General features: G+C 63.5%; 17 protein-coding genes. 9 read left to right on the top strand and 8 right to left on the bottom strand.

What is annotated here, in order from left to right; translation table 11 throughout:
* Positions 1 to 27: 27 nt before the first annotated feature.
* Positions 28 to 615, bottom strand: coding sequence for a TetR/AcrR family transcriptional regulator (locus C6W91_RS07340; protein WP_065273707.1), 588 nt, complete (start codon positions 613 to 615; stop codon positions 28 to 30).
* Between the two features lie 83 nt (positions 616 to 698).
* On the opposite strand from C6W91_RS07340, the gene C6W91_RS07335 reads away from it, so the two are divergent.
* The 8 genes from C6W91_RS07335 (at position 699) to lpdA (ending at position 10,721) form a co-directional block, all read left to right on the top strand.
* The gene (locus C6W91_RS07335) at positions 699 to 1,112 is read left to right on the top strand and encodes a DUF4345 domain-containing protein (protein WP_274831417.1); all 414 of its coding nucleotides are present in this window, start codon (positions 699 to 701) and stop codon (positions 1,110 to 1,112) included.
* 370 nt (positions 1,113 to 1,482) lie between these two features.
* Complete coding sequence (gene sucC / locus C6W91_RS07330; RefSeq protein ID WP_065272510.1) at positions 1,483 to 2,676, top strand: ADP-forming succinate--CoA ligase subunit beta; 1,194 nt, start codon at positions 1,483 to 1,485, stop codon at positions 2,674 to 2,676.
* A gap of 61 nt (positions 2,677 to 2,737) precedes the next feature.
* Positions 2,738 to 3,625, top strand: a complete 888-nt coding sequence (gene sucD, locus C6W91_RS07325) for a succinate--CoA ligase subunit alpha (RefSeq protein WP_065272509.1) — start codon at positions 2,738 to 2,740, stop codon at positions 3,623 to 3,625.
* Positions 3,626 to 3,913: 288 nt separating this feature from the next.
* Positions 3,914 to 4,204, top strand: a complete 291-nt coding sequence (locus tag C6W91_RS07320; protein WP_065272508.1) for a hypothetical protein — start codon at positions 3,914 to 3,916, stop codon at positions 4,202 to 4,204.
* Between the two features lie 41 nt (positions 4,205 to 4,245).
* Positions 4,246 to 7,197, top strand: coding sequence for a 2-oxoglutarate dehydrogenase E1 component (locus C6W91_RS07315; protein WP_065272507.1), 2,952 nt, complete (start codon positions 4,246 to 4,248; stop codon positions 7,195 to 7,197).
* An 11-nt stretch (positions 7,198 to 7,208) separates the two neighbouring features.
* Positions 7,209 to 8,738 (top strand): 2-oxoglutarate dehydrogenase complex dihydrolipoyllysine-residue succinyltransferase, encoded by a 1,530-nt coding sequence (gene odhB / locus C6W91_RS07310; protein WP_370570639.1) that lies wholly within the window; start codon positions 7,209 to 7,211, stop codon positions 8,736 to 8,738.
* A gap of 102 nt (positions 8,739 to 8,840) precedes the next feature.
* Positions 8,841 to 9,230: an MAPEG family protein gene (locus C6W91_RS07305; RefSeq protein ID WP_274831420.1), complete on the top strand. Its 390-nt coding sequence runs from the start codon at positions 8,841 to 8,843 to the stop codon at positions 9,228 to 9,230.
* A gap of 96 nt (positions 9,231 to 9,326) precedes the next feature.
* Entirely contained in the window at positions 9,327 to 10,721 is a 1,395-nt protein-coding gene (lpdA, locus tag C6W91_RS07300) for a dihydrolipoyl dehydrogenase (RefSeq protein ID WP_370570638.1), read from the top strand.
* Between the two features lie 124 nt (positions 10,722 to 10,845).
* On the opposite strand, the gene C6W91_RS07295 is transcribed toward lpdA, so the two are convergent.
* Genes C6W91_RS07295 through C6W91_RS07280 form a run of 4 tightly spaced genes read right to left on the bottom strand, consistent with a single transcriptional unit; the run spans position 10,846 to position 13,760 of the window.
* Positions 10,846 to 11,451 (bottom strand): pyridoxamine 5'-phosphate oxidase family protein, encoded by a 606-nt coding sequence (locus tag C6W91_RS07295; RefSeq protein WP_274831422.1) that lies wholly within the window; start codon positions 11,449 to 11,451, stop codon positions 10,846 to 10,848.
* Complete coding sequence (locus tag C6W91_RS07290) at positions 11,429 to 12,178, bottom strand: 1-acyl-sn-glycerol-3-phosphate acyltransferase (RefSeq protein ID WP_065272500.1); 750 nt, start codon at positions 12,176 to 12,178, stop codon at positions 11,429 to 11,431. The genes C6W91_RS07295 and C6W91_RS07290 overlap by 23 nt, the downstream gene beginning before the upstream one ends.
* Complete coding sequence (locus C6W91_RS07285; protein WP_274831423.1) at positions 12,175 to 13,086, bottom strand: ABC transporter permease; 912 nt, start codon at positions 13,084 to 13,086, stop codon at positions 12,175 to 12,177. Before C6W91_RS07285 ends, C6W91_RS07290 begins: the two co-directional genes overlap by 4 nt.
* Positions 13,083 to 13,760 (bottom strand): cell division ATP-binding protein FtsE, encoded by a 678-nt coding sequence (locus C6W91_RS07280; protein ID WP_065273706.1) that lies wholly within the window; start codon positions 13,758 to 13,760, stop codon positions 13,083 to 13,085. Before C6W91_RS07280 ends, C6W91_RS07285 begins: the two co-directional genes overlap by 4 nt.
* Before the next feature lie 205 nt (positions 13,761 to 13,965).
* Between C6W91_RS07280 and C6W91_RS07275 the strand changes: the two genes are divergently transcribed.
* Entirely contained in the window at positions 13,966 to 14,901 is a 936-nt protein-coding gene (locus tag C6W91_RS07275) for a zinc-ribbon domain-containing protein (RefSeq protein ID WP_369000858.1), read from the top strand.
* Positions 14,902 to 15,001: 100 nt separating this feature from the next.
* Here the strand turns inward: C6W91_RS07275 and C6W91_RS07270 are convergent, their stop codons facing one another.
* From C6W91_RS07270 to C6W91_RS07260, 3 genes are all read right to left on the bottom strand, one after another.
* Positions 15,002 to 17,641: a TIGR02302 family protein gene (locus tag C6W91_RS07270; RefSeq protein WP_370570637.1), complete on the bottom strand. Its 2,640-nt coding sequence runs from the start codon at positions 17,639 to 17,641 to the stop codon at positions 15,002 to 15,004.
* A 75-nt stretch (positions 17,642 to 17,716) separates the two neighbouring features.
* Entirely contained in the window at positions 17,717 to 18,982 is a 1,266-nt protein-coding gene (lysA, locus tag C6W91_RS07265; protein ID WP_274834628.1) for a diaminopimelate decarboxylase, read from the bottom strand.
* A gap of 74 nt (positions 18,983 to 19,056) precedes the next feature.
* Positions 19,057 to 19,644, bottom strand: a complete 588-nt coding sequence (locus C6W91_RS07260) for a TetR/AcrR family transcriptional regulator (protein WP_065272495.1) — start codon at positions 19,642 to 19,644, stop codon at positions 19,057 to 19,059.
* Positions 19,645 to 19,689 lie beyond the last annotated feature (45 nt).

Genomic DNA, 19,689 nt, shown 5'->3' with positions numbered 1-19,689 from the left:
GGCCCTTTTTCGTTGCGGGTCAGCGGCTCACTGCTTGACCAGCGCCAGGGTGATCACCCGCTGCATCTCGGCTAGGTAGTCCGCATCGGACCAGCCGTTTTCCAGCACGCAATGCGCCCATCCATCCATGCTGAGCAGAGTGAAGTAGAGATCCGTCGCCTCTGCTTCGCTTAGATGCTCCAGCAGGTCGCCATCTGATTTCAGCGCCTTCACCGCCTCGGCACAGCCTTCCTTCATGGCGCGGATCCTGTCCTGCCAAGCGGATTTCGCCTCTTCATCACTCGCGCCCATCCGCATCAACGACTGTTTCAGCGGGTAGATCTCCGGAAAGAACTCCAGCATCGCCCGAGTGTAGGCCTCCAGGCGGCTGCGCCCGTCCGGCGCCGTGCGGCTGGGCGCCAGCCGCGCCTCGATATCGAGCTGATCGCCGAAATGCAGGATCGCCGAGATCAGCATCTCCGAACGGTTAGAAAAATGGGCATAGACCGTTTGCCGGGTCACCCCGGCGGCCTTGGCCACATCCACCATCCGCAGGGGCGATCCCCCGGGAGCCAGCAGCAACGACAGGACGGTTTCAAGGAGTAGATTGCGGGTTTGCACGCGCTTATTTGACACGATGTAAGATTCCAGCTTGACACGATGTAAGATTATGCGCCACAAGATCACAAATCTTACACCATGTCAAAGGAGGCATTCTCATGTCGAAATACGTGAAACCCTATCTGTTTCTGTCCGCTGCAGTCCTGCTCTTCGTCGGGGTGATGCTCAGCTTTGCGCCCGAAGCGCTTTATGCCAGCTCTGCCCAAATCCTGCCGGACAGCACCATGATCCGATCGGACCTGCGCGCAGGCGGGGTGGTGGTACTGATTTCCGGCCTTTTCGTGCTGGGCGCGGCGCTGCGCGGACGGGATATGCAGCCTGCCCTGCTGCTGTCCCTGCTGATCTATGCGGGCTACGGGCTGGGCCGCATCGTCAGCATCGGATTTGACGGTACCCCAGATGCCGCACTGATCATCGTGACGGTGACCGAATGGGCGTTTGTCCTTGGCGCGCTGATCCTGCTGCGGCGCCGACAATCCGCCGACCCTGCCCAGCCGATGGCGGCGCACTAACCCACCCACCTCCAGAACCGGGTCTTGCGGGTTTCATCCCTTCTTCAATCAAAAGGGGATGAGGCCCGTTTTGCGTTCCGGGGTTGCGCTGACGATCTGGTCACCGTGTTGTTCCGGGGGGTGCCATGGTGACGGGCCTTGGCAGTGGCGCCCGCGCGAGGGTGACGACATTCGGTATTTTGAATAAATTTTCAGCGCCAGACGAATCAAGCGCCGCGTCGGCATTTTTGTGATCACAGCCCTCAAACGTGTGATCACAAATGCGAAAAAACTTCATCATTTCTCGGACTGCCGTCAGAAAACCCTTTAAACCTTTGCTCTATGACGGCGTTATAGTGACGACCAATTTAGCCAGACGGGACAGTTTTCTATGAACATCCACGAATATCAGGCCAAGGCCCTTCTCCGCAGCTACGGCGCTCCGGTGTCCGACGGGCGCGTGGTGCTGAAAGCCGATGAAGCAAAAACCGCAGCCGGCGAGCTGGACGGCCCGCTCTGGGTTGTCAAAGCGCAGATCCACGCAGGTGGTCGCGGCAAGGGTTCCTTCAAGGAAGCCGACGCCGGTGAAAAAGGCGGTGTGCGCCTGACCAAGTCGGTCGAAGAAGCCGCCGAAGAAGCCAAGAAGATGCTGGGACGCACCCTTGTGACCCACCAGACCGGCCCGGCGGGCAAGCAGGTCAACCGCATCTACATCGAAGCCGGCTCTGGCATCGAGACCGAACTGTACCTGGCGCTGCTGGTGGACCGCCAGACCTCGCGCATCTCCTTTGTCTGCTCCACCGAAGGCGGCATGGACATCGAGGAAGTCGCGGCAGAGACCCCGGAAAAAATCCTCTCCTTCTCCGTCGATCCGGCCACCGGTTACCAGCCGTTCCACGGCCGCCGCATCGCCTTCTCGCTCGGTCTCAAGGGCGCGCAGGTCAAGCAGTGCGTGCAGCTGATGGGTCAGCTCTACAAAGCCTTCGTCGAAAAAGACATGGAGATGCTGGAGATCAACCCGCTGATCGTGACCGATGGCGGCGATCTGAAGGTGCTTGACGCCAAGCTGGGCTTTGACGGCAACGCCGTTTACCGCCACCCCGATGTGGCCGCCCTGCGCGACGAGACCGAAGAAGACCCCAAAGAACTCGAAGCCTCCAAGTATGACCTGAACTACATCGCGCTGGACGGTGAGATCGGCTGCATGGTGAACGGTGCGGGCCTGGCGATGGCCACCATGGACATCATCAAGCTCTACGGCGCTGAGCCTGCGAACTTCCTCGACGTGGGCGGCGGCGCCACCAAGGAGAAAGTGACCGAGGCCTTCAAGATCATCACCTCTGACCCCAACGTCAAAGGCATCCTGGTCAACATCTTCGGCGGCATCATGCGCTGCGACGTCATCGCCGAGGGCGTTGTCGCCGCGGTGAAGGAAGTCGGCCTCAAGGTTCCGCTGGTTGTCCGTCTCGAAGGCACCAACGTCGAAGCAGGCAAGGAGATCATCAACACCTCCGGCCTCGATGTGATTGCGGCAGACAACCTGTCCGACGGCGCCGAGAAGATCGTTAAGGCCGTCAAAGGCTAATCCTTGGGGTGGGTGACAACCCACCTTTCCCCAAAGCTCAGAATTCTAAGGAGAACGCCAAATGGCAGTCCTCATCGACGAAAACACCAAGGTCATCTGTCAGGGCTTCACCGGCTCGCAGGGCACCTTCCACTCTGAACAGGCCATCGCCTATGGCACCAAGATGGTCGGCGGCGTGACCCCCGGCAAAGGTGGTCAGACCCACCTTGACCTGCCGGTCTTTAACTCGGTGCACGAAGCCAAGCACGTGACCGAAGCCAACGCCTCGGTAATCTACGTGCCGCCCCCCTTCGCGGCGGATTCCATCCTTGAAGCGATCGACGCCGAGATGGAACTGATCGTCTGCATCACCGAAGGCATCCCGGTTCTGGACATGATGAAGGTGCAGCGCGCGCTGGAAGGCTCCAAATCGCGCCTGATCGGCCCGAACTGCCCCGGTGTCATCACGCCCGACGCCTGCAAGATCGGCATCATGCCCGGTCACATTCACAAACGCGGGAGCGTGGGTGTTGTGAGCCGTTCCGGCACCCTAACTTACGAAGCCGTGAAACAGACTTCTGATATCGGCCTCGGCCAGTCCTCTGCGGTTGGCATCGGCGGTGACCCCATCAAGGGCACCGAGCATATCGACGTGCTGGACATGTTCCTCGATGATGACGAGACCCAGTCGATCATCATGATCGGTGAAATCGGCGGCTCCGCCGAAGAGGAAGCCGCAGCCTTCCTCGCCGAGCAGAAGAAAAAGGGCCGCTGGAAGCCGGTTGCTGGCTTCATCGCCGGCCGTACCGCCCCTCCGGGCCGCCGCATGGGCCACGCGGGCGCGATTGTCGCCGGCGGCAAGGGCGGCGCCGAAGACAAGATCGAAGCCATGAAATCGGCCGGTATCGTGGTCGCCGACAGCCCCGCGGGCCTGGGCGAAGCGGTGCTGAAAGCGATCGAGCTGGGCTGACGTGTCTGCGGCTGACCATATCAGCCACGGGCAGCGCCCGACCCTGGGGGGGTGCGAAAGCGCCCTCCCATGGAGTGGGTTGGGCGCTGCCCGGCGTTGCCGCCGGGCGATGTCTTCAGTTTTGACAAATCACATTCACCCGGACCCTGTTGCTGAAGAGGCCATCCCGGCGTCTTTTGCAGCAGCGTCCCGTTGCGGCTTCACCTTTCGGAAACCTGGGTCGGCCAGTCTGCTCCGAATGACCACAGACCAAGTCGCACACGGTTCCACCCTGCAAGAGGCGCCCAAATGACTGAACACAACCCAGATGATGTCTTCCCTGCGTCCTCATTCCGCACGCGGCTGCACACCACTGCAGGCGCGCTGTGTCTTTCCGTGCTGACCGCAACCTCCGCTGCGGCCATCACCGCCCCGATGCAGGGTGTTCTGAATTTCGAACCCGGCACCCCCATCGAGGACATCAAAGCCCGCCTCGCAAACGAAATCTGCAAAGGCGCCAGTTCCATAACAATTACCTCCGGCCCGGAACCGGCGCTTGACCCGACCAAGGAACAAGTCACGTTCCAGTGCGAACCCTGATCTGACCCCACAACCGCATACCGACTCTTCGGGAGTTATAGATGACCGACCAAAGCCCAAATGACATTTTCCATGCGTCCTCGTTCATGCAAGGACACAATGCGGAATATCTGGAGCAGCTTTATGCCCAGTATGCCAATGACCCGAGTGCGGTAGATGCCGCCTGGGCCGAGTTCTTCCGCCAGATGGGCGATGCCGAGCTTGACGTGAAAGCCGAGGCCGCAGGCCCGTCCTGGGCTCGCAGCGACTGGCCGCCCGCGCCCAATGACGATCTGACCGGCGCACTGACCGGCGAATGGCCCGCTCCGGTGGAGGCCAAGGCTGCAGGCAAGAAGATCGCGGAAAAGGCCGCCAAGGCCGGGGTTGAGGTCTCGGACGAACAGATCCAACGCGCGGTGCTGGATTCGATCCGCGCCCTGATGCTGATCCGCGCCTACCGGATCCGGGGCCATCTGGCCGCCGATCTGGACCCGCTGGGCATGCGCGGCCAGACCCCGCACCCGGAGCTGGACCCCAAGACCTATGGCTTCACCGATGCGGACATGGACCGGCCGATCTTCATCGACAACGTGCTGGGGCTTCAGGTGGCCTCGATGCGGCAGATCATCGACATCGTGAAGCGCACCTATTGCGGCACCTTTGCGCTGCAATACATGCATATCTCCGATCCCGAGCAGTCCTCCTGGCTGAAAGAGCGGATCGAAGGTTTCGGCAAGGAAATCCAGTTCACCCGCGAGGGCCGCAAGGCGATCCTCAACAAGATGGTCGAGGCAGAGGGCTTTGAAAAGTTCCTGCACGTCAAATACATGGGCACCAAGCGCTTCGGTCTTGATGGTGGCGAAAGCCTGATCCCGGCGATGGAGCAGATCATCAAGCGCGGCGGCAACCTCGGCATCGAGGAAATCGTCATCGGCATGCCCCACCGTGGCCGCCTGTCGGTTCTGGCCAACGTGATGCAGAAGCCCTATCGCGCCATCTTCAACGAATTCCAGGGCGGCAGCTTCAAGCCCGAAGACGTGGATGGCTCGGGCGACGTGAAATATCACCTCGGCGCCTCCTCGGACCGCGAGTTCGACAACAACACCGTTCACCTGTCCCTGACCGCCAACCCCTCGCACCTTGAGGCGGTAAACCCGGTGGTTCTGGGCAAGGTCCGCGCCAAGCAGGACCAGAAGAGTGACGCCACCCGCACCAAGGTTCTGCCGATCCTGCTGCACGGCGATGCGGCCTTTGCCGGTCAGGGCGTCGTGGCGGAATGTTTCGCCCTGTCGGGCCTGCGCGGTCACAAGACCGGCGGCACCATCCACATCGTGGTGAACAACCAGATCGGCTTCACCACCGCACCGCATTTCTCGCGCTCCTCGCCCTATCCCACCGACAACGCGCTGGTGGTCGAGGCGCCGATCTTCCACGTCAACGGCGACGATCCCGAAGCCGTGGTGCACGCCGCCAAGGTGGCGACCGAGTTCCGCCAGAAGTTCGGCAAGGACGTGGTCATCGACATGTTCTGCTACCGCCGGTTCGGTCACAACGAGGGCGACGAGCCCATGTTCACCAACCCGCTGATGTACAAGAACATCAAGAGCCACAAGACCACGCTCAGCCTCTATACCGAGCGTCTGGTCAAGGACGGTTTGATCCCCGAGGGCGAAATCGAGGACATGAAGGCCGCCTTCCAGGCCAAGCTGAACGAGGAATTCGAAGCCGGTAAGGACTTCAAGCCCAACAAGGCCGACTGGCTGGATGGCCGCTGGTCGCATCTGGACAAGCAGAAGGACGACTACCAGCGCGGTCAGACCTCGATCAGCGAAGAGACCTTCAACGAGGTTGCCGGTGCCCTGACCCGCCTGCCCGACGGTTTCCCGGTGCACAAGACCATCGGTCGCTTCCTCGATGCACGCGCCAAGATGTTCGAAAACGGTGCTGGCATCGACTGGGCCACCGGCGAGGCACTGGCCTTTGGCTCGCTCCTGACCGAAGGCTACCCGGTGCGTCTGGCCGGGCAGGACTCGACCCGCGGCACCTTCTCGCAGCGCCATTCCGGCATCGTGAACCAGGACACCGAAGAACGCTATTACCCGGTCAACAACATCCGGGCGGGCCAGTCGCAATACGAGGTGATCGATTCCGCCCTGTCGGAATACGCGGTTCTGGGCTTTGAGTACGGCTATTCGCTGGCCGAGCCCAACGCGCTGACCCTGTGGGAAGCCCAGTTCGGCGATTTCGCCAACGGCGCCCAGATCATGTTCGACCAGTTCATCTCCTCCGGTGAAAGCAAATGGCTGCGGATGTCCGGCCTTGTCTGCCTTCTGCCGCATGGTTTCGAAGGTCAGGGCCCCGAGCACTCCTCGGCGCGCCTGGAACGCTTCCTGCAGATGTGCGGACAGGACAACTGGATCGTCGCCAACTGCACCACACCGGCGAACTACTTCCACATCCTGCGCCGTCAGCTGCACCGCACCTTCCGCAAGCCGCTGGTGCTGATGACACCGAAGTCGCTGCTGCGCCACAAGCTGGCGGTCAGCAAGACCGAGGAATTCACCACCGGTTCCAGCTTCCACCGGGTGCTGTGGGATGACGCCCAGCACGGCAATTCGGAAACCAAACTGGCTGCCGACGACAAGATCAAGCGTGTCGTGCTGTGCTCGGGCAAGGTCTATTACGACCTTTTGGAAGAGCGCGACGCCCGCGGCATCGACGACATCTACCTGATGCGGATCGAACAGTATTACCCCTTCCCGGCGATCAGCCTGGTGAAGGAGCTGGAGCGGTTCAAGGATGCCGAAGTGGTCTGGTGCCAGGAAGAGCCCAAGAACCAGGGCGCCTGGACCTTTATCGAGCCCAACATCGAATGGGTGCTGACCCGCATCGGCTCCAAGCACACCCGGCCCCAATACGTCGGCCGCGCCACATCGGCTTCGCCCGCGACGGGCCTGGCCAGCCAACACAAAGCCCAACAAGCCGCGCTTGTGAATGAAGCGCTGAGCATCTGAGGAAAAGAGATATGACCACCGAAGTGCGCGTACCCACCCTGGGTGAATCCGTGACCGAGGCAACCGTGGCCACCTGGTTCAAGAAACCCGGTGATGTGGTTGCTGCCGATGAAATGCTCTGCGAGCTGGAGACCGACAAGGTCACCGTCGAAGTGCCCGCCCCCGCCGCTGGGGTGCTGGCCGAGATCGTTGCCGCCGAAGGCGACACAGTGGGCGTTGATGCGCTGCTGGCGAATATCTCCGAAGCAGGCAGCGCCGGCTCCGAGACGCCGCAGCCCAAGGCCGCAGCCCAGGCCGAAGCGGCCCCCGCAGGCGGGGATGACACCGCCGCGGCCGGCGGTGCCTCCACCGACGTGATGGTGCCGACCCTTGGCGAATCCGTGACCGAGGCGACCGTCTCCACCTGGTTCAAGAAGGTCGGCGACACTGTCGCGCAGGATGAAATGCTCTGCGAGCTGGAAACCGACAAGGTCTCTGTCGAAGTGCCCGCGCCCGCCGCTGGTGTTCTGGCCGAAATCACCGCGCCCGAAGGCACCACCGTGGACGCGTCGGCGAAACTCGGCGTGATCTCCGGCTCCGGTGCAGCGGCAGCGGCGGCCCCGGCTGCTGCGCCCGCTGCTGCTGCGGCTCCTGCCGCCGCGGCCAAGGACGTCGCCAATGCGCCCTCGGCGGAAAAAGCCATGGCCGAGGCCGGGATCTCCGCCGCCAATGTCGAAGGCACCGGCCGCGATGGCCGCATCATGAAGGATGACGTCGCCCGCGCCGTCGCCGCAGCCGCCTCGGCCCCCGCGCCTGCTGCTGCCCCGGCCGCACCGCGCGCGCCGGTTGCTGCCGATGATGCCGCACGCGAAGAGCGGGTGAAGATGACCCGCCTGCGCCAGACCATTGCCAAGCGTCTGAAGGACAGCCAGAACACCGCCGCCATGCTGACCACCTATAACGAGGTGGACATGACCGAGGTGATGGCCCTGCGCAACCAGTACAAGGACCAGTTCGAGAAGAAGCACGGTGTGCGTCTCGGCTTCATGTCCTTCTTCACCAAGGCCTGCTGCCACGCGCTGAAGGAAGTTCCCGAGGTCAACGCCGAAATCGACGGCACCGACATCGTCTACAAGAACTTCGTGCACATGGGCGTTGCCGCCGGCACCCCCACCGGCCTCGTGGTTCCGGTGATCCGCGATGCGGACAGCATGTCCTTTGCCGAGATCGAAAAGGCAATCGCCGAAAAGGGCAAGCGCGCCCGTGACGGCAAGCTGTCTATGGCAGAAATGCAGGGCGGCACCTTCACCCTGTCCAACGGTGGTGTCTATGGCTCCTTGATGTCCTCGCCGATCCTGAACCCGCCGCAATCGGGTATTTTGGGTATGCACAAGATCCAGGACCGTCCGATGGCCATCAATGGTGAGGTGGTGATCCGCCCGATGATGTATCTGGCGCTGTCCTATGACCACCGCATCGTCGACGGAAAAGGCGCCGTGACCTTCCTGGTGCGCGTCAAGGAAGCCCTGGAAGATCCCCGCCGCCTGCTGATGGATCTGTAAAGAACATAGGGCAGCGCCCGACCCTGGGTGGGTGCGAAAGCGCCCTCCCGTGGGGAGGGTCGGGCGCTGCCCGGCACTGCCGGGCAAACGAAGAGGCTAGGAATGACCGCTGAACTCACCGCCCTCACACTTGCCGCCCTGCTGCAGGTTCTGCAATTCTTCGCCTATTCCATCACCGCCAACCGGCAGGTCGGCCCCAAGGTAGCAATGGGGCCGCGTGACACGCCGGTGCAACTGACCGGCACGGCAGGCCGCCTGCAACGGGCGCTGAACAATCACTTCGAAGGGCTGATCCTCTTCACCATCGCATGTGTGGTGGTGACCCTTGGCGGCCAGTCCACCGAATTCACTGCCGCCTGCGGCTGGGTCTATGTGCTGAGCCGGGTTCTGTACGTGCCCGCCTATGCATTCGGCCTCACGCCCTGGCGGTCGGTCGTCTGGTCGGTGGGCTTCCTGGCCACCACCCTCATGCTGATCGCGGCGCTAATCTGATGCGCGGCGCTCCTCCTCATATTCCCGAATACGGGCCGCTGGCGATGCATGACCATCGCCCCTGCCCTCTCCTTAGTTCCAACGAAAGGACCTCCCATGGCTTCCTATGACGTGATCATCATCGGCGCCGGCCCCGGCGGCTATGTCAGCGCCATCCGCTGCGCCCAGCTGGGTCTGAAGACCGCTATCGTCGAAGGGCGTGAAACCCTTGGTGGCACCTGCCTCAACGTGGGTTGCATTCCGTCCAAGGCGCTGCTGCACGCGACCCACTCCCTGCACGAGGCAGAGCACAACTTTGCCAAGATGGGTCTGAAGGGCAAAAGCCCCTCCGTCGACTGGAACCAGATGAAGGCCTACAAGGACAATGTCATCGGCCAGAACACCGGCGGTGTCGAATTCCTGATGAAGAAGAACAAGATCGACTGGCTGAAGGGCTGGGCATCGATCCCCGCTGCCGGTCAGGTCAAGGTTGGCGACGATGTGCATGAAGCCAAGAATATTGTGATCGCCTCCGGCTCGGTTCCCTCCTCCCTCCCCGGCGTCGAGGTCGACAACGATAAGGGCATCGTGGTGGACAGCACCGGCGCGCTGGAGCTTCCGAAGGTGCCGAAAAAGATGGTCGTCATCGGTGCGGGCGTCATCGGGCTGGAGCTTGGCTCGGTCTATGCCCGCCTTGGCGCTGAAGTCACGGTCGTCGAGTACATGGACGCGGTCTGCCCCGGCATGGACAAGGACGTGCAGCGCACCTTCAAGCGGATCCTTGAAAAGCAGGGCCTCAACTTCATCATGGGCGCCGCCGTTCAGGGTGTCGAGACCACCAAGACCAAGGGCAAGGTGACCTACCAGCCGAAAAAAGGCGGCGATGCCGAGGTGCTTGACGCCGATGTGGTGCTGGTCGCCACCGGTCGCAAACCCTATGCCGAGGGGCTGGGCCTTGATGCGCTGGGGGTGAAGCTGACCGAACGCGGCCAGATCGCAACGGATGCCCACTGGGCCACCAACGTCAAAGGCATCTACGCCATCGGCGACGTGATCGAAGGCCCGATGCTGGCCCACAAGGCCGAGGATGAAGGCATGGCGGTGGCCGAGGTGATCGCGGGCAAGCATGGCCACGTGAACTACGGCGTGATCCCTGGTGTCGTCTACACCACGCCTGAGGTTGCCACCGTCGGCGCCACCGAGGACGCGCTGAAGGCCGAAGGCCGCAAGCTGAAGGTCGGCAAGTTCAACTTCATGGGCAATGGCCGCGCCAAGGCCGTGCACCAGGGCGAAGGCTTCGTCAAACTGATCGCGGACAAGGAAACCGACCGCATTCTGGGCGCAGCCATCATCGGCCCCGGCGCCGGTGATCTGATTCACGAGATCTGCGTTGCCATGGAATTCGGCGCCTCTGCCGAGGACCTGGCCCTGACCTGCCACGCGCACCCGACCTATTCCGAAGCGGTGCGCGAAGCTGCCCTGGCCTGCGGCGACGGTGCGATCCACGCCTGACATCAGGCATATAAGGGCAGCCTGCCCTTTGGCCAAAAACAAACGCCCCCGCAACATGCTGCGGGGGCGCTTTCATTTAGCAGGCCCGGTGCAGAATTCGCAGGCCGCGCTGGCTCCTGCCCTCTCACCACATGGTCGCCGCCGCCCGTGCACCCCAGGCATCGTCATAGGGTTTGCCGCCTTCCTCACCATTGGTCTGCTCGGCGAGGATCTCTCCCATGCTGGGCAGGCCTTCGCTTTGATCGCCTGCGGCCCATGTGCCCGCCCGCATCAGGGCGCGGGCGCATTGGCTGTAGATCTCGTCAATCGCGATCACCAGCACCGTGGCGGGCTGTTTACCCTGCCGGTCGAACCGGGCCCGCAGGTCCGCATCTGCGGTGATCCGTGCCTGACCGTTCAGACGTACCACGTTGTTCGATCCCGGCACGAAGAACATCAGCGACACCCGCGGATCCGCCACGATATTACGAAGCGAGTCGATCCGGTTGTTGCCGCGCCAATCCGGCAGCGCCAGGGTGCCGGGGTCCAGCTCCAGCACACAGGGGCCATCATCGCCGCGCGGGCTGGCATCGGTGCCTTCGGGACCGACGGTCGAGAGGACGCACAGGCGCGAGGCCATGATCCATTTGCGGTAAAGCGGCGTCATCCGCCGTGCCACCTTACGTAAAGAAGGCGCTCCCGGTTCCCCGTAAAGCGCCTCCAGATCTTCAAGTGTTTCGATGTAATCCATCCGGTTCAAACCCCGCTTCGCGCATCAATGCATCGGATCGCTCTTCGACCCGTTCTTCCAATATCTTCATGAATTCCTGCCGCTCCAGCCCCGGTTCAATCGGGTCCAGGAACTCCACCACTGCAACGCCGGGGCGGCGCATAATGCCCTTGCGCGGCCATAGCACACCAACGTTGGTGGCCACCGGCACGCAGGTCTGCTGCAGCTGTTCGTAGAGCACGCCGGTGCCGACCTTATACTCGGCCTTGACACCGGGGGCGACGCGGGTGCCTTGCGAATAGATCACCAGCTGGCCCGCCTCCTGCCGCCCGGCATGCACGTCGGCAACCATCTTCTGGATGGCGGCGCCGCGCTTGCCCCGGTCCACCGCCACACAGTCCAACAGCTTGGCGTATTGACCGATCACAGGAGTGCGCAGGATTTCCTTTTTCATGATGAACTTGGCCGTCGGCAGCGCGGTGAAGATCATCATGATATCAAGGAACGACTGATGCTTGGCCGCGATCAGCGCTTCACCCGAAGGCGGGGTGCCGCGCACCTCGCAGCGGATACCGACCATCCAGCGGGCGCTCCAGAACACCCAGCGCGAATAGGTCTTGCAGCAGACCCGCGCACCGCGCTTGCTGAAGATGGCCCAGGGCGCAAAGGCAAGGCCAATCACCGGCATCATCAGATAGATCTGGCCCACGAACAGCAGCGAGCGCAGCCATTGAATTGCATCCTTCACGTCAATTCTCCCAGACGTTTGTTGGCCGCGCGGGTCGTCGCCACATAGGCCACCAACGCCCCCAGCACCGGAATGACCAGCGGCAGCAACCAGCCCCAGCCCTGAAAGCCAAGCCCGGTCAGAAAGCCGCCCTCGTCCGAGGCGGCAGGCATCAGCCAGACACCCAACATGCCAAATCCCATCCCCACAACCGCGCCGCTGAAGGCCCGCAGGGTAAAGCGGCGGATAAAGGCCTGCGCGATATAGCTGTCCTGCGCGCCGACAAGGCGCAGCACTTCGATCACCTGGGCATTGGCCGCAAGCGCCGCATTGGCCGCAAGCGAGATCATCGCCCCCATGGCGCCACCGATCAACAGGATCGACACCACCGCCAGACGCCGCAGCGATTGCGCCGCATCCACCAGCGGCGCCCGCCAGCGGGTGTGATCGTCCAGCACCGCACCGGGCACTTCGGCCTGCAGGCGCAGGCGCAGCCCGGTGGCATCATAGCCGGGATCATCCTCGATCACCTCGATCAGCTGCGGCACCGGTAGCGCATCAATCGGCACCGAGGCACCGAACCAGGGCGCCAACAGCGCCGCCTGTTCCTCGGGGGTAAAGGCGCGTGCCGAGGCCACGCCCGGCGTCTGCCGCAAGATGGTCAGGGCCGCCTCGGTCTGGGCGGCACGCTGTTCGGCGGGAGCATTGATGCGCAGGGTCGCGGCGCGGGCCAGTTCATCCGCCCAACGGTCCGCCAGCCGCCCCGAGGCCAGCGACAGCGCCAGCGCAAAGACCGCCAGGAACGCCATCGCCCCGGCAGCAAACAGGGTCAGCTGCGCCGTGAAGCCACTGGGGGGCACCACCCGGTCGGCCTGTGCATCGCCGCTGATCAGCGCCCGCAGGCGCCCGCCAAAGCCGTCCCTGCTCATAGATCCGCTCCCGCAAGATGCAGCTGTTTGTCGTAAATCCTCAGCACCCGGGCCTGAACCTGGTTCTTGGCCGCCCGGATCAGCGACAGATCATGGGTTGCCACAAGGATGGTCTTGCCCATGCGGTTCAGCTCGACCAGCAATTGCAGCAGCCGTTGCGACATCTCCCAATCGACGTTCCCAGTCGGCTCGTCGGCGATGATCACATCCGGCGACAGGATCACCGACCGCGCCAGCGCCGCACGCTGGCGTTCGCCGCCGGACAACTCTGGCGGCAGCGCATCCGAGCGCTCCGCAAGCCCGACCCAGTTCAGCAATTCGCGCAGGTTCGCCTGCTCCTGCCCCAGATCCCGCCCCGAGACGGTCAGCGGCAGAGCGATATTCTCGATCACCGGCAGGTGGTCCAGAAACCGGCAATCCTGATGCACCACTCCGACCCTGCGGCGCAGAAAGGCCATCTGGTCCCGGTCCAGCCCTTTGACATCCATGTTGAAGACGCGCACCCGGCCCGAGGTCGGGGTCAGCGCTCCATAGCAAAGCTTCAGCAGGGTTGTCTTGCCGGTGCCCGAAGGACCAGTCAGGAAATGGAAGGATCCCGGCGCCAGCTGCATCGACAGATTGCTCAGCAGCTCTCCGCCGCCATAATTGTAGCCTACGTTGTCCAGCTCGATCACGGCGTCCCCCTGGTGCTGCTTGCTCGTTTTGCCCCAGAGCACCGCCAGTTTCAATGGCCCGCAGCCGTGCGGGCGCCGCCGGTCACGCCCGCGTGCGCGGTGCCCCGCGCAATTGCCCCTTCCTTGATGGCCCCGAACTCCCTATGGTCATTTGGAAATACCGCTGAATTGCACCCGGAACACTCCGGGTCCAAGGAGACACAGAATGCGCCTGACATGTCCGAATTGCGCTGCCCAGTACGAAGTGCCGGATGACGTTATCCCGGAAGAAGGACGCGATGTTCAGTGCTCCAGCTGCGGCACCACCTGGTTCCAGCCCGCTGCAGGCGCCAGCGCAGAGCCCCCTGTGGCCGAGGACACAGCCCCAGAGCCTGAGGGCACACCAGAGGTATCCGAACAGGTCGCCACAGAAGAAGCCATCACATCAGAGGCCGCAGCCGAGGAAATACCTTCCCCAGAACACGCTCCCCATGTTGAAGAAGAGCAGATGCCCGAGGCGGCAGAGGATCTGACCACCTCCGAGGAGCTGCCAGCCGAGGAAGAGGACGAGCCGGAAGAGCCTGCCCCCGCCCCTGACATGGACGACGAAGCCGAACGCGCCGCGCGGCGGCAGCGGGGCCTGGACCCGGCGCTATCGGACATCCTGCGCGAAGAGGCAGAGCGCGAAGCCTCCCTCCGCGCGGCCTCTGCGCCTGCACAGGGGCTGGAGAGCCAGCCCAATCTGGGTCTGGATGATCTGCCCGAAAACGAACAGGCCCTGCGCGCCCGTCAGGCCAAGGACCGGATGGCCCGGATCAAGGGGCAGGACCCGCGTCAACTGGCAGCCGAAGCCAGCGGACAACGCCGGGGCGTGCTGCCGGATATCGAAGAGATCAACTCGACCCTGCGCGCCGGGGATGCCGCCGCCGTTCAGGCCGCTGCCGAGGACACGCCAGTGCCACGCAAAAGCGGCTTTGCACGCGGTTTTGCGCTCACCATCCTGCTCGCGCTGATCCTGATGATGATCTACACCAACGCCGCCAAGATCGCCGAGGCGGTACCGCAGGCCGATCCTTACCTCAGCAGCTATGTCACCTGGGTCGATCAGGCGCGGCTGTGGCTGGATGCGCAGGTCAAGGCGCTGCAAACACCGCAGCCTTGATCACCGCTGCTGGTCCAGCAGGCGCATTGATCAACTGCGTTTGAGACCGTCATTTCCTTAAAGAATGCCACGATAGGGTCTCAATTCACCCCTAGCCGCTTCAGAACCGGTCGAACAGCCGCTGCAGATAGTTGCGCTCTTCCTCGCTACGGCTGCGATCCTGCGACCGGCGACGGATTTCCTCCAACAGATCCCAGGCCCGGCCATGCGCCGACCCCCGGTCCGGAACCGCACCTCTGTCGCCATTGTCCATGCCGCTGGCGCGTCCCAGCGGATCCAGGCCCTCGGCCGAGCCATTGGGCTGGGCCTGTCCCTGCTGTCCTTGGTTCTGTCCCGGCTGCTGGCGCTGTGCCATGGCTTCGCCAAGCGAGCGCATGCCTTCGCGCAGGGCCTCCATCGCATCGGATTGCTGGTCGATGGCCTCGGCCAGATCGCCGTTCCGCAACGACTCTTCGGCACCCTCCATGGCGCGGCCTGCCCGATCCAGCGCATCGCGGGCATTGCGCCCTTCCTCGCCCCCAAAGGGCAGCCCGTCGCGCTGACGTTCCAGCTCGTTCCGCAGGGCCTGCTGACGCTGAGCCAGATCCCCCGCGCTGGGATTGCCATCCGCGCCAGAGCCGCCCTGCCCCGGCTGGCTTTGTCCCGGATCGCCGCCACCACCCTGCTGCTGGCCGGATTGTTCGCCACCCTCACCGGTACCGCCGGTTCCATCGTGGCTCTGTCCACGGCCCTGACCGCCGTTGCGGCCCTCGTTGCCCTGGCTTTGACCGCGCTGTGCATCGCTATTGAACTGTTCCTGCAAATCGCGGAAGGCCTGATCGGAGAGGCCCTGCTGTTCGCGCAGGGTCTCGGCCAGACCCTCCATGGCCTGCCGTCCCTGATCACCGCCCTGCTGGCCTTGCTGGCCCCGAGTCATGCGCATGTTTTCCATCATCTGCTGGAATTCGCGCAGGGCCTGCTCGGCCTCGGCCATGCGGCCCTGTTCCATCAACTCCTGAATGCGGTCCATCATCGCCTGCAGGTCGTCCTGGCTGAGCTGCATCATGTCCTCGGGCATCTCGCCCGGTTCCATCGTCTCGCCGTTCTGTTCGGCCTGCCGTTGCAGCCGGCGCAGGTAATCATCGGTTGCTTCGCGCAGCTCCTGCATCAGGCGGGCGATCTCCTGATCGCTGGCGCCTTCGCGCATGGCCTGGCTCAGCCGCTCCTGAGCGCGTTTCATCCGCTCCAGCGCGTCGCCCACATCGCCTTCCTCGAGCGCGATGGCCAGATCCCACAGCGCCGCTGCGATGTCTTCCTGCGCAGGGGGTGTCAGTGCGCCTGCCGCCAGATGGCTTTCGAGCCGCCGCAGAATGCCGCGCAGGCGCAGATAGCTGCCCGCATCGCGGAAAATCCCATCGGGGCGATGCGACACCGCCCGCAGGATCTGCGCCACCCGCGGCGCATTGGCCCGCGCCCAAAGGATATCACGGCGCTGCTCGGCTACTGAAGCGGCCAGCGGATCAAAAAAGCGGCGCGCTGTCAGCGGCGCGCCAAATGGAGCCGCTGTGCCGCTCTGCCCCGCCGCGTCCTGCGCGGTGAAGGTATAAGTGACCGGCAAATTGGCCCAGGGATGCTGCGAGAAATCCTCGATCAGTCGTTCGGTGAAATCGCTGCGCCCGCCAGTGAGGGGCAGCGGCAGATCCAGCACAATGTCCTCGCGCGGGTCCGGGGCGATCTGCAGCCCGTGCCGCCGGTCCAGCGCCGCAAGGTCCAGAGAAATCCGCACGGTTCCGCCGACGACGCCGTAATCATCCTGCGCCGCGAAGGGCAGGTTCAGCGCGCCTTCGGGGCCTAGATCCGGCGCGCCCGCCACCGCAACTGCGGGCGGTGCATCCGGCGTCACCGTGACCTGCCAATCGCGCCCGCCCTGCCCGGCGATGGCCAGTTGACCTTCCTGACGGACCTCGAATTCCTGCTGCGGATCGGTCGCAGGGGGTAGTTCGCCAGTGCGGGCGGAAACGGTTTCATCCAGCGTCAATGCGCCGATCTCACCATAGAACCGAAGGGTGATTTGGCTGCCCTCGGGCAGGGTCAGCTCCCCGGCAGGCTGATCGTTGAGGTAAAGAACCGGCAGGCCCGTGTAACGCGGCGGTGCGATCCAGCCTTCCCAGGTCGGCCCGTTCATCGCTGAGGCCGCGCCCGGTGTCATGCCACTGAGGCTGCTGACCCGCCAGAACGAGCCGAAGACCAGCGCCACGACCAGCGCCAGCAGCGCCATATACCGCAGGGCAAAGGGATCTGCCGCTGCGATTTTCAGATTTGGAGAGGGCGCGCGGGCCTGCCGCGCCGCTGTCGCCATGCGCCGCTGATGCGCCTGCCACAAGGCCGCCGAGGCCGGGTCGGAAGCGCCAATCGCCTGACTATCCAGAAGCGCGCTGACTGGTCGCCCCGGCAGGGTTGCGTCCAGCCGCGCCAGCGCCGCCGCATGGCTTGGCCAGGAAAACCGTTTGATGCCCCAGATGAGCGCCAGCCCCAGCGCGAGCACGCTGAGCACGGCACCAGACCAGACCAGTTCGACCGGTAATTCATCGTGCAGCCCCAGCATCACCGCCGCCAGCGCCAGCATCAGCACCGATGCCGCAGGCCACAGGGCGCGCAGCAGCTGCTCCGCGATCATGCCCGCCCGCGTCAGGCGCAGGGGCCAGCGCAGCGGTTTCAGACGCGGGTCAGCCTTGGGGAATGCAGCGTCGGATGCGGCCATTTCGGCGATGCCTCTCTGCGCGGGTGCGGGCGCGGTTGCGGGGGTGCCCCGACCGCGAAAAGTCCGCAGCCGCGATCAGAGCCATTCCGGAATGGTATCGCGGTTTATCATTTCGTCAAAGGTCGGACGTCGGCGGATAACCGCGAATTGATCCCCATGCACCAGTACCTCGGGGATCAGGGGGCGCGAGTTGTATTCGCTCGACATCACCGCGCCATAGGCTCCGGCGCTGCGGAAGGCGATCAGATCCCCGGCAGCCAGCGGCGGCATATCGCGCTGCTTGGCAAAGGTATCGCCGGATTCGCAGACCGGCCCGACGATATCATAAGGCTGGCTTTCGACGCCCGGCTCCGGTTCGATCACCGGCACGATATCGTGATGCGCCTCGTACATGGCGGGGCGGATCAGATCGTTCATGGCCCCATCGATGATCAGGAAATCACGGCCCTCGCCGGATTTCACATAAATTACCTTGCTGACCATCAGCCCTGCATTGCCCGCGATCAGGCGACCCGGTTCGATCTCGATCTCGCAGCCGAGGTGGCCCAGCGTACGCTTGATCAGGGCGCCATACTCCACCGGCAGCGGCGGCGCCTCGTTCGAGCGGGTATAGGGAATGCCAAGCCCACCCCCCAGATCGAGGCGGCGGATGTCATGACCTTCGGCGCGCAGGGTCTCGGTCAGCTCCGCAACCTTCTGATAGGCGGCCTCGAACGGGGCCAGCTCGGTCAGTTGCGAGCCGATATGCACGTCGATCCCGATCACCTCCAGCCCCGGCAGGCTGGCGGCATGGGCATAGACCTCGCTGGCGCGGGAAATCGGGATGCCGAATTTGTTCTCGGATTTTCCGGTGGCGATCTTGGCGTGGGTCTTTGCATCGACATCGGGGTTGATACGGAGGGTGATCGGCGCCCGGGTGCCCAGTTCCAGAGCGACCGCGTTGATCACCTCCATCTCGGGCTCGGATTCCACGTTGAACTGGCGGATGCCACCGGACAGGGCGCAGCGGATTTCCTCGGCCGTTTTGCCAACGCCGGAAAAGACGATCTTGTCGCCCGGCACACCAGCCGCCTTGGCCCGCAGGTATTCGCCCTGACTGACCACATCCATGCCCGCGCCCGCCTGCGCCAGCGTCTGCAGGATGGCCTGGTTGCTGGCCGCCTTCATCGCAAAACAGACCAGATGCTCGGTGCCTTCCAGCGCCTCGTCGAACAGGCGGAAATGCCTGAGCAGCGTCGCGGTGGAATAGACATAGAACGGCGTGCCTACGGCGGCGGCGATTTCAGCCACCGGAACGTCCTCGGCGCAGAGCGCGCCATCGCGGTAAAGAAAATGATCCATGTCTTGGCGATTAGACCAAAAGAGGCCGCCGGATCAATGGAATTTGTCCTGCTACAGCGCTGTCCACTGCGCGTTTATCCCCGCAGCCCCGATGCGATCATGGTAAAGGCGGTCTCGCGCCGCAGGGTGGCGATCTTGGACCCCGCATCGAACAGGCTCAGATGCAGGAAAACCCCGTCCAGCATCGCGATCACCGCCCGCGCCAGCGCCATCGGATCGCAGTCAGCGCGGATTTCCTGCGCTTCGGCAAGATCTGCGAAATGTTCTGCCCAGTGCCGGGCCAGCCAATCGAAAAACCCGTCAATGATCTCTACTGCCCGAGGATCCTTGAACCCCGGTCCCAGCACTTCAAAGATCAGCGATGTCATATCACGCTGCGCCAGGATCACCGTCTGGCGCAGGCCATCCAGATAAAGCTCAAGCGTCTGCGGGGCAGGCAGCAGGGTGATCTGGCCCCTCAGCCCGTCGAAATATTGCCCGATCAAGCTCAGGATGAGGTCATCCTTGCCGTCGCAATAAAGATAGAGCGTGCCCTTGGCCACGCCCGCGGCCCTGGCAATATCGGTCATTTTGGTGGCCTGATAGCCCGTGCGCGCAAAACACATCATCGCCGCCTCGAGGATCTCAGCCCTCATTTTATCCTTGTCGACGATCTTCGGCATTGCCGTTCCTTTTGGGCCTGATTGCACGGAATGCATAGCGGGGTT

Origin of the sequence: Phaeobacter sp. SYSU ZJ3003 (genome assembly GCF_041300735.1) — a bacterium.
Taxonomy (GTDB): Bacteria; Pseudomonadota; Alphaproteobacteria; order Rhodobacterales; family Rhodobacteraceae; genus Phycobacter; species Phycobacter gallaeciensis_A.
The sequence above is the reverse complement of the archived record's forward strand: the minus strand, read 5'-3'. Positions and strand labels throughout refer to the sequence as shown.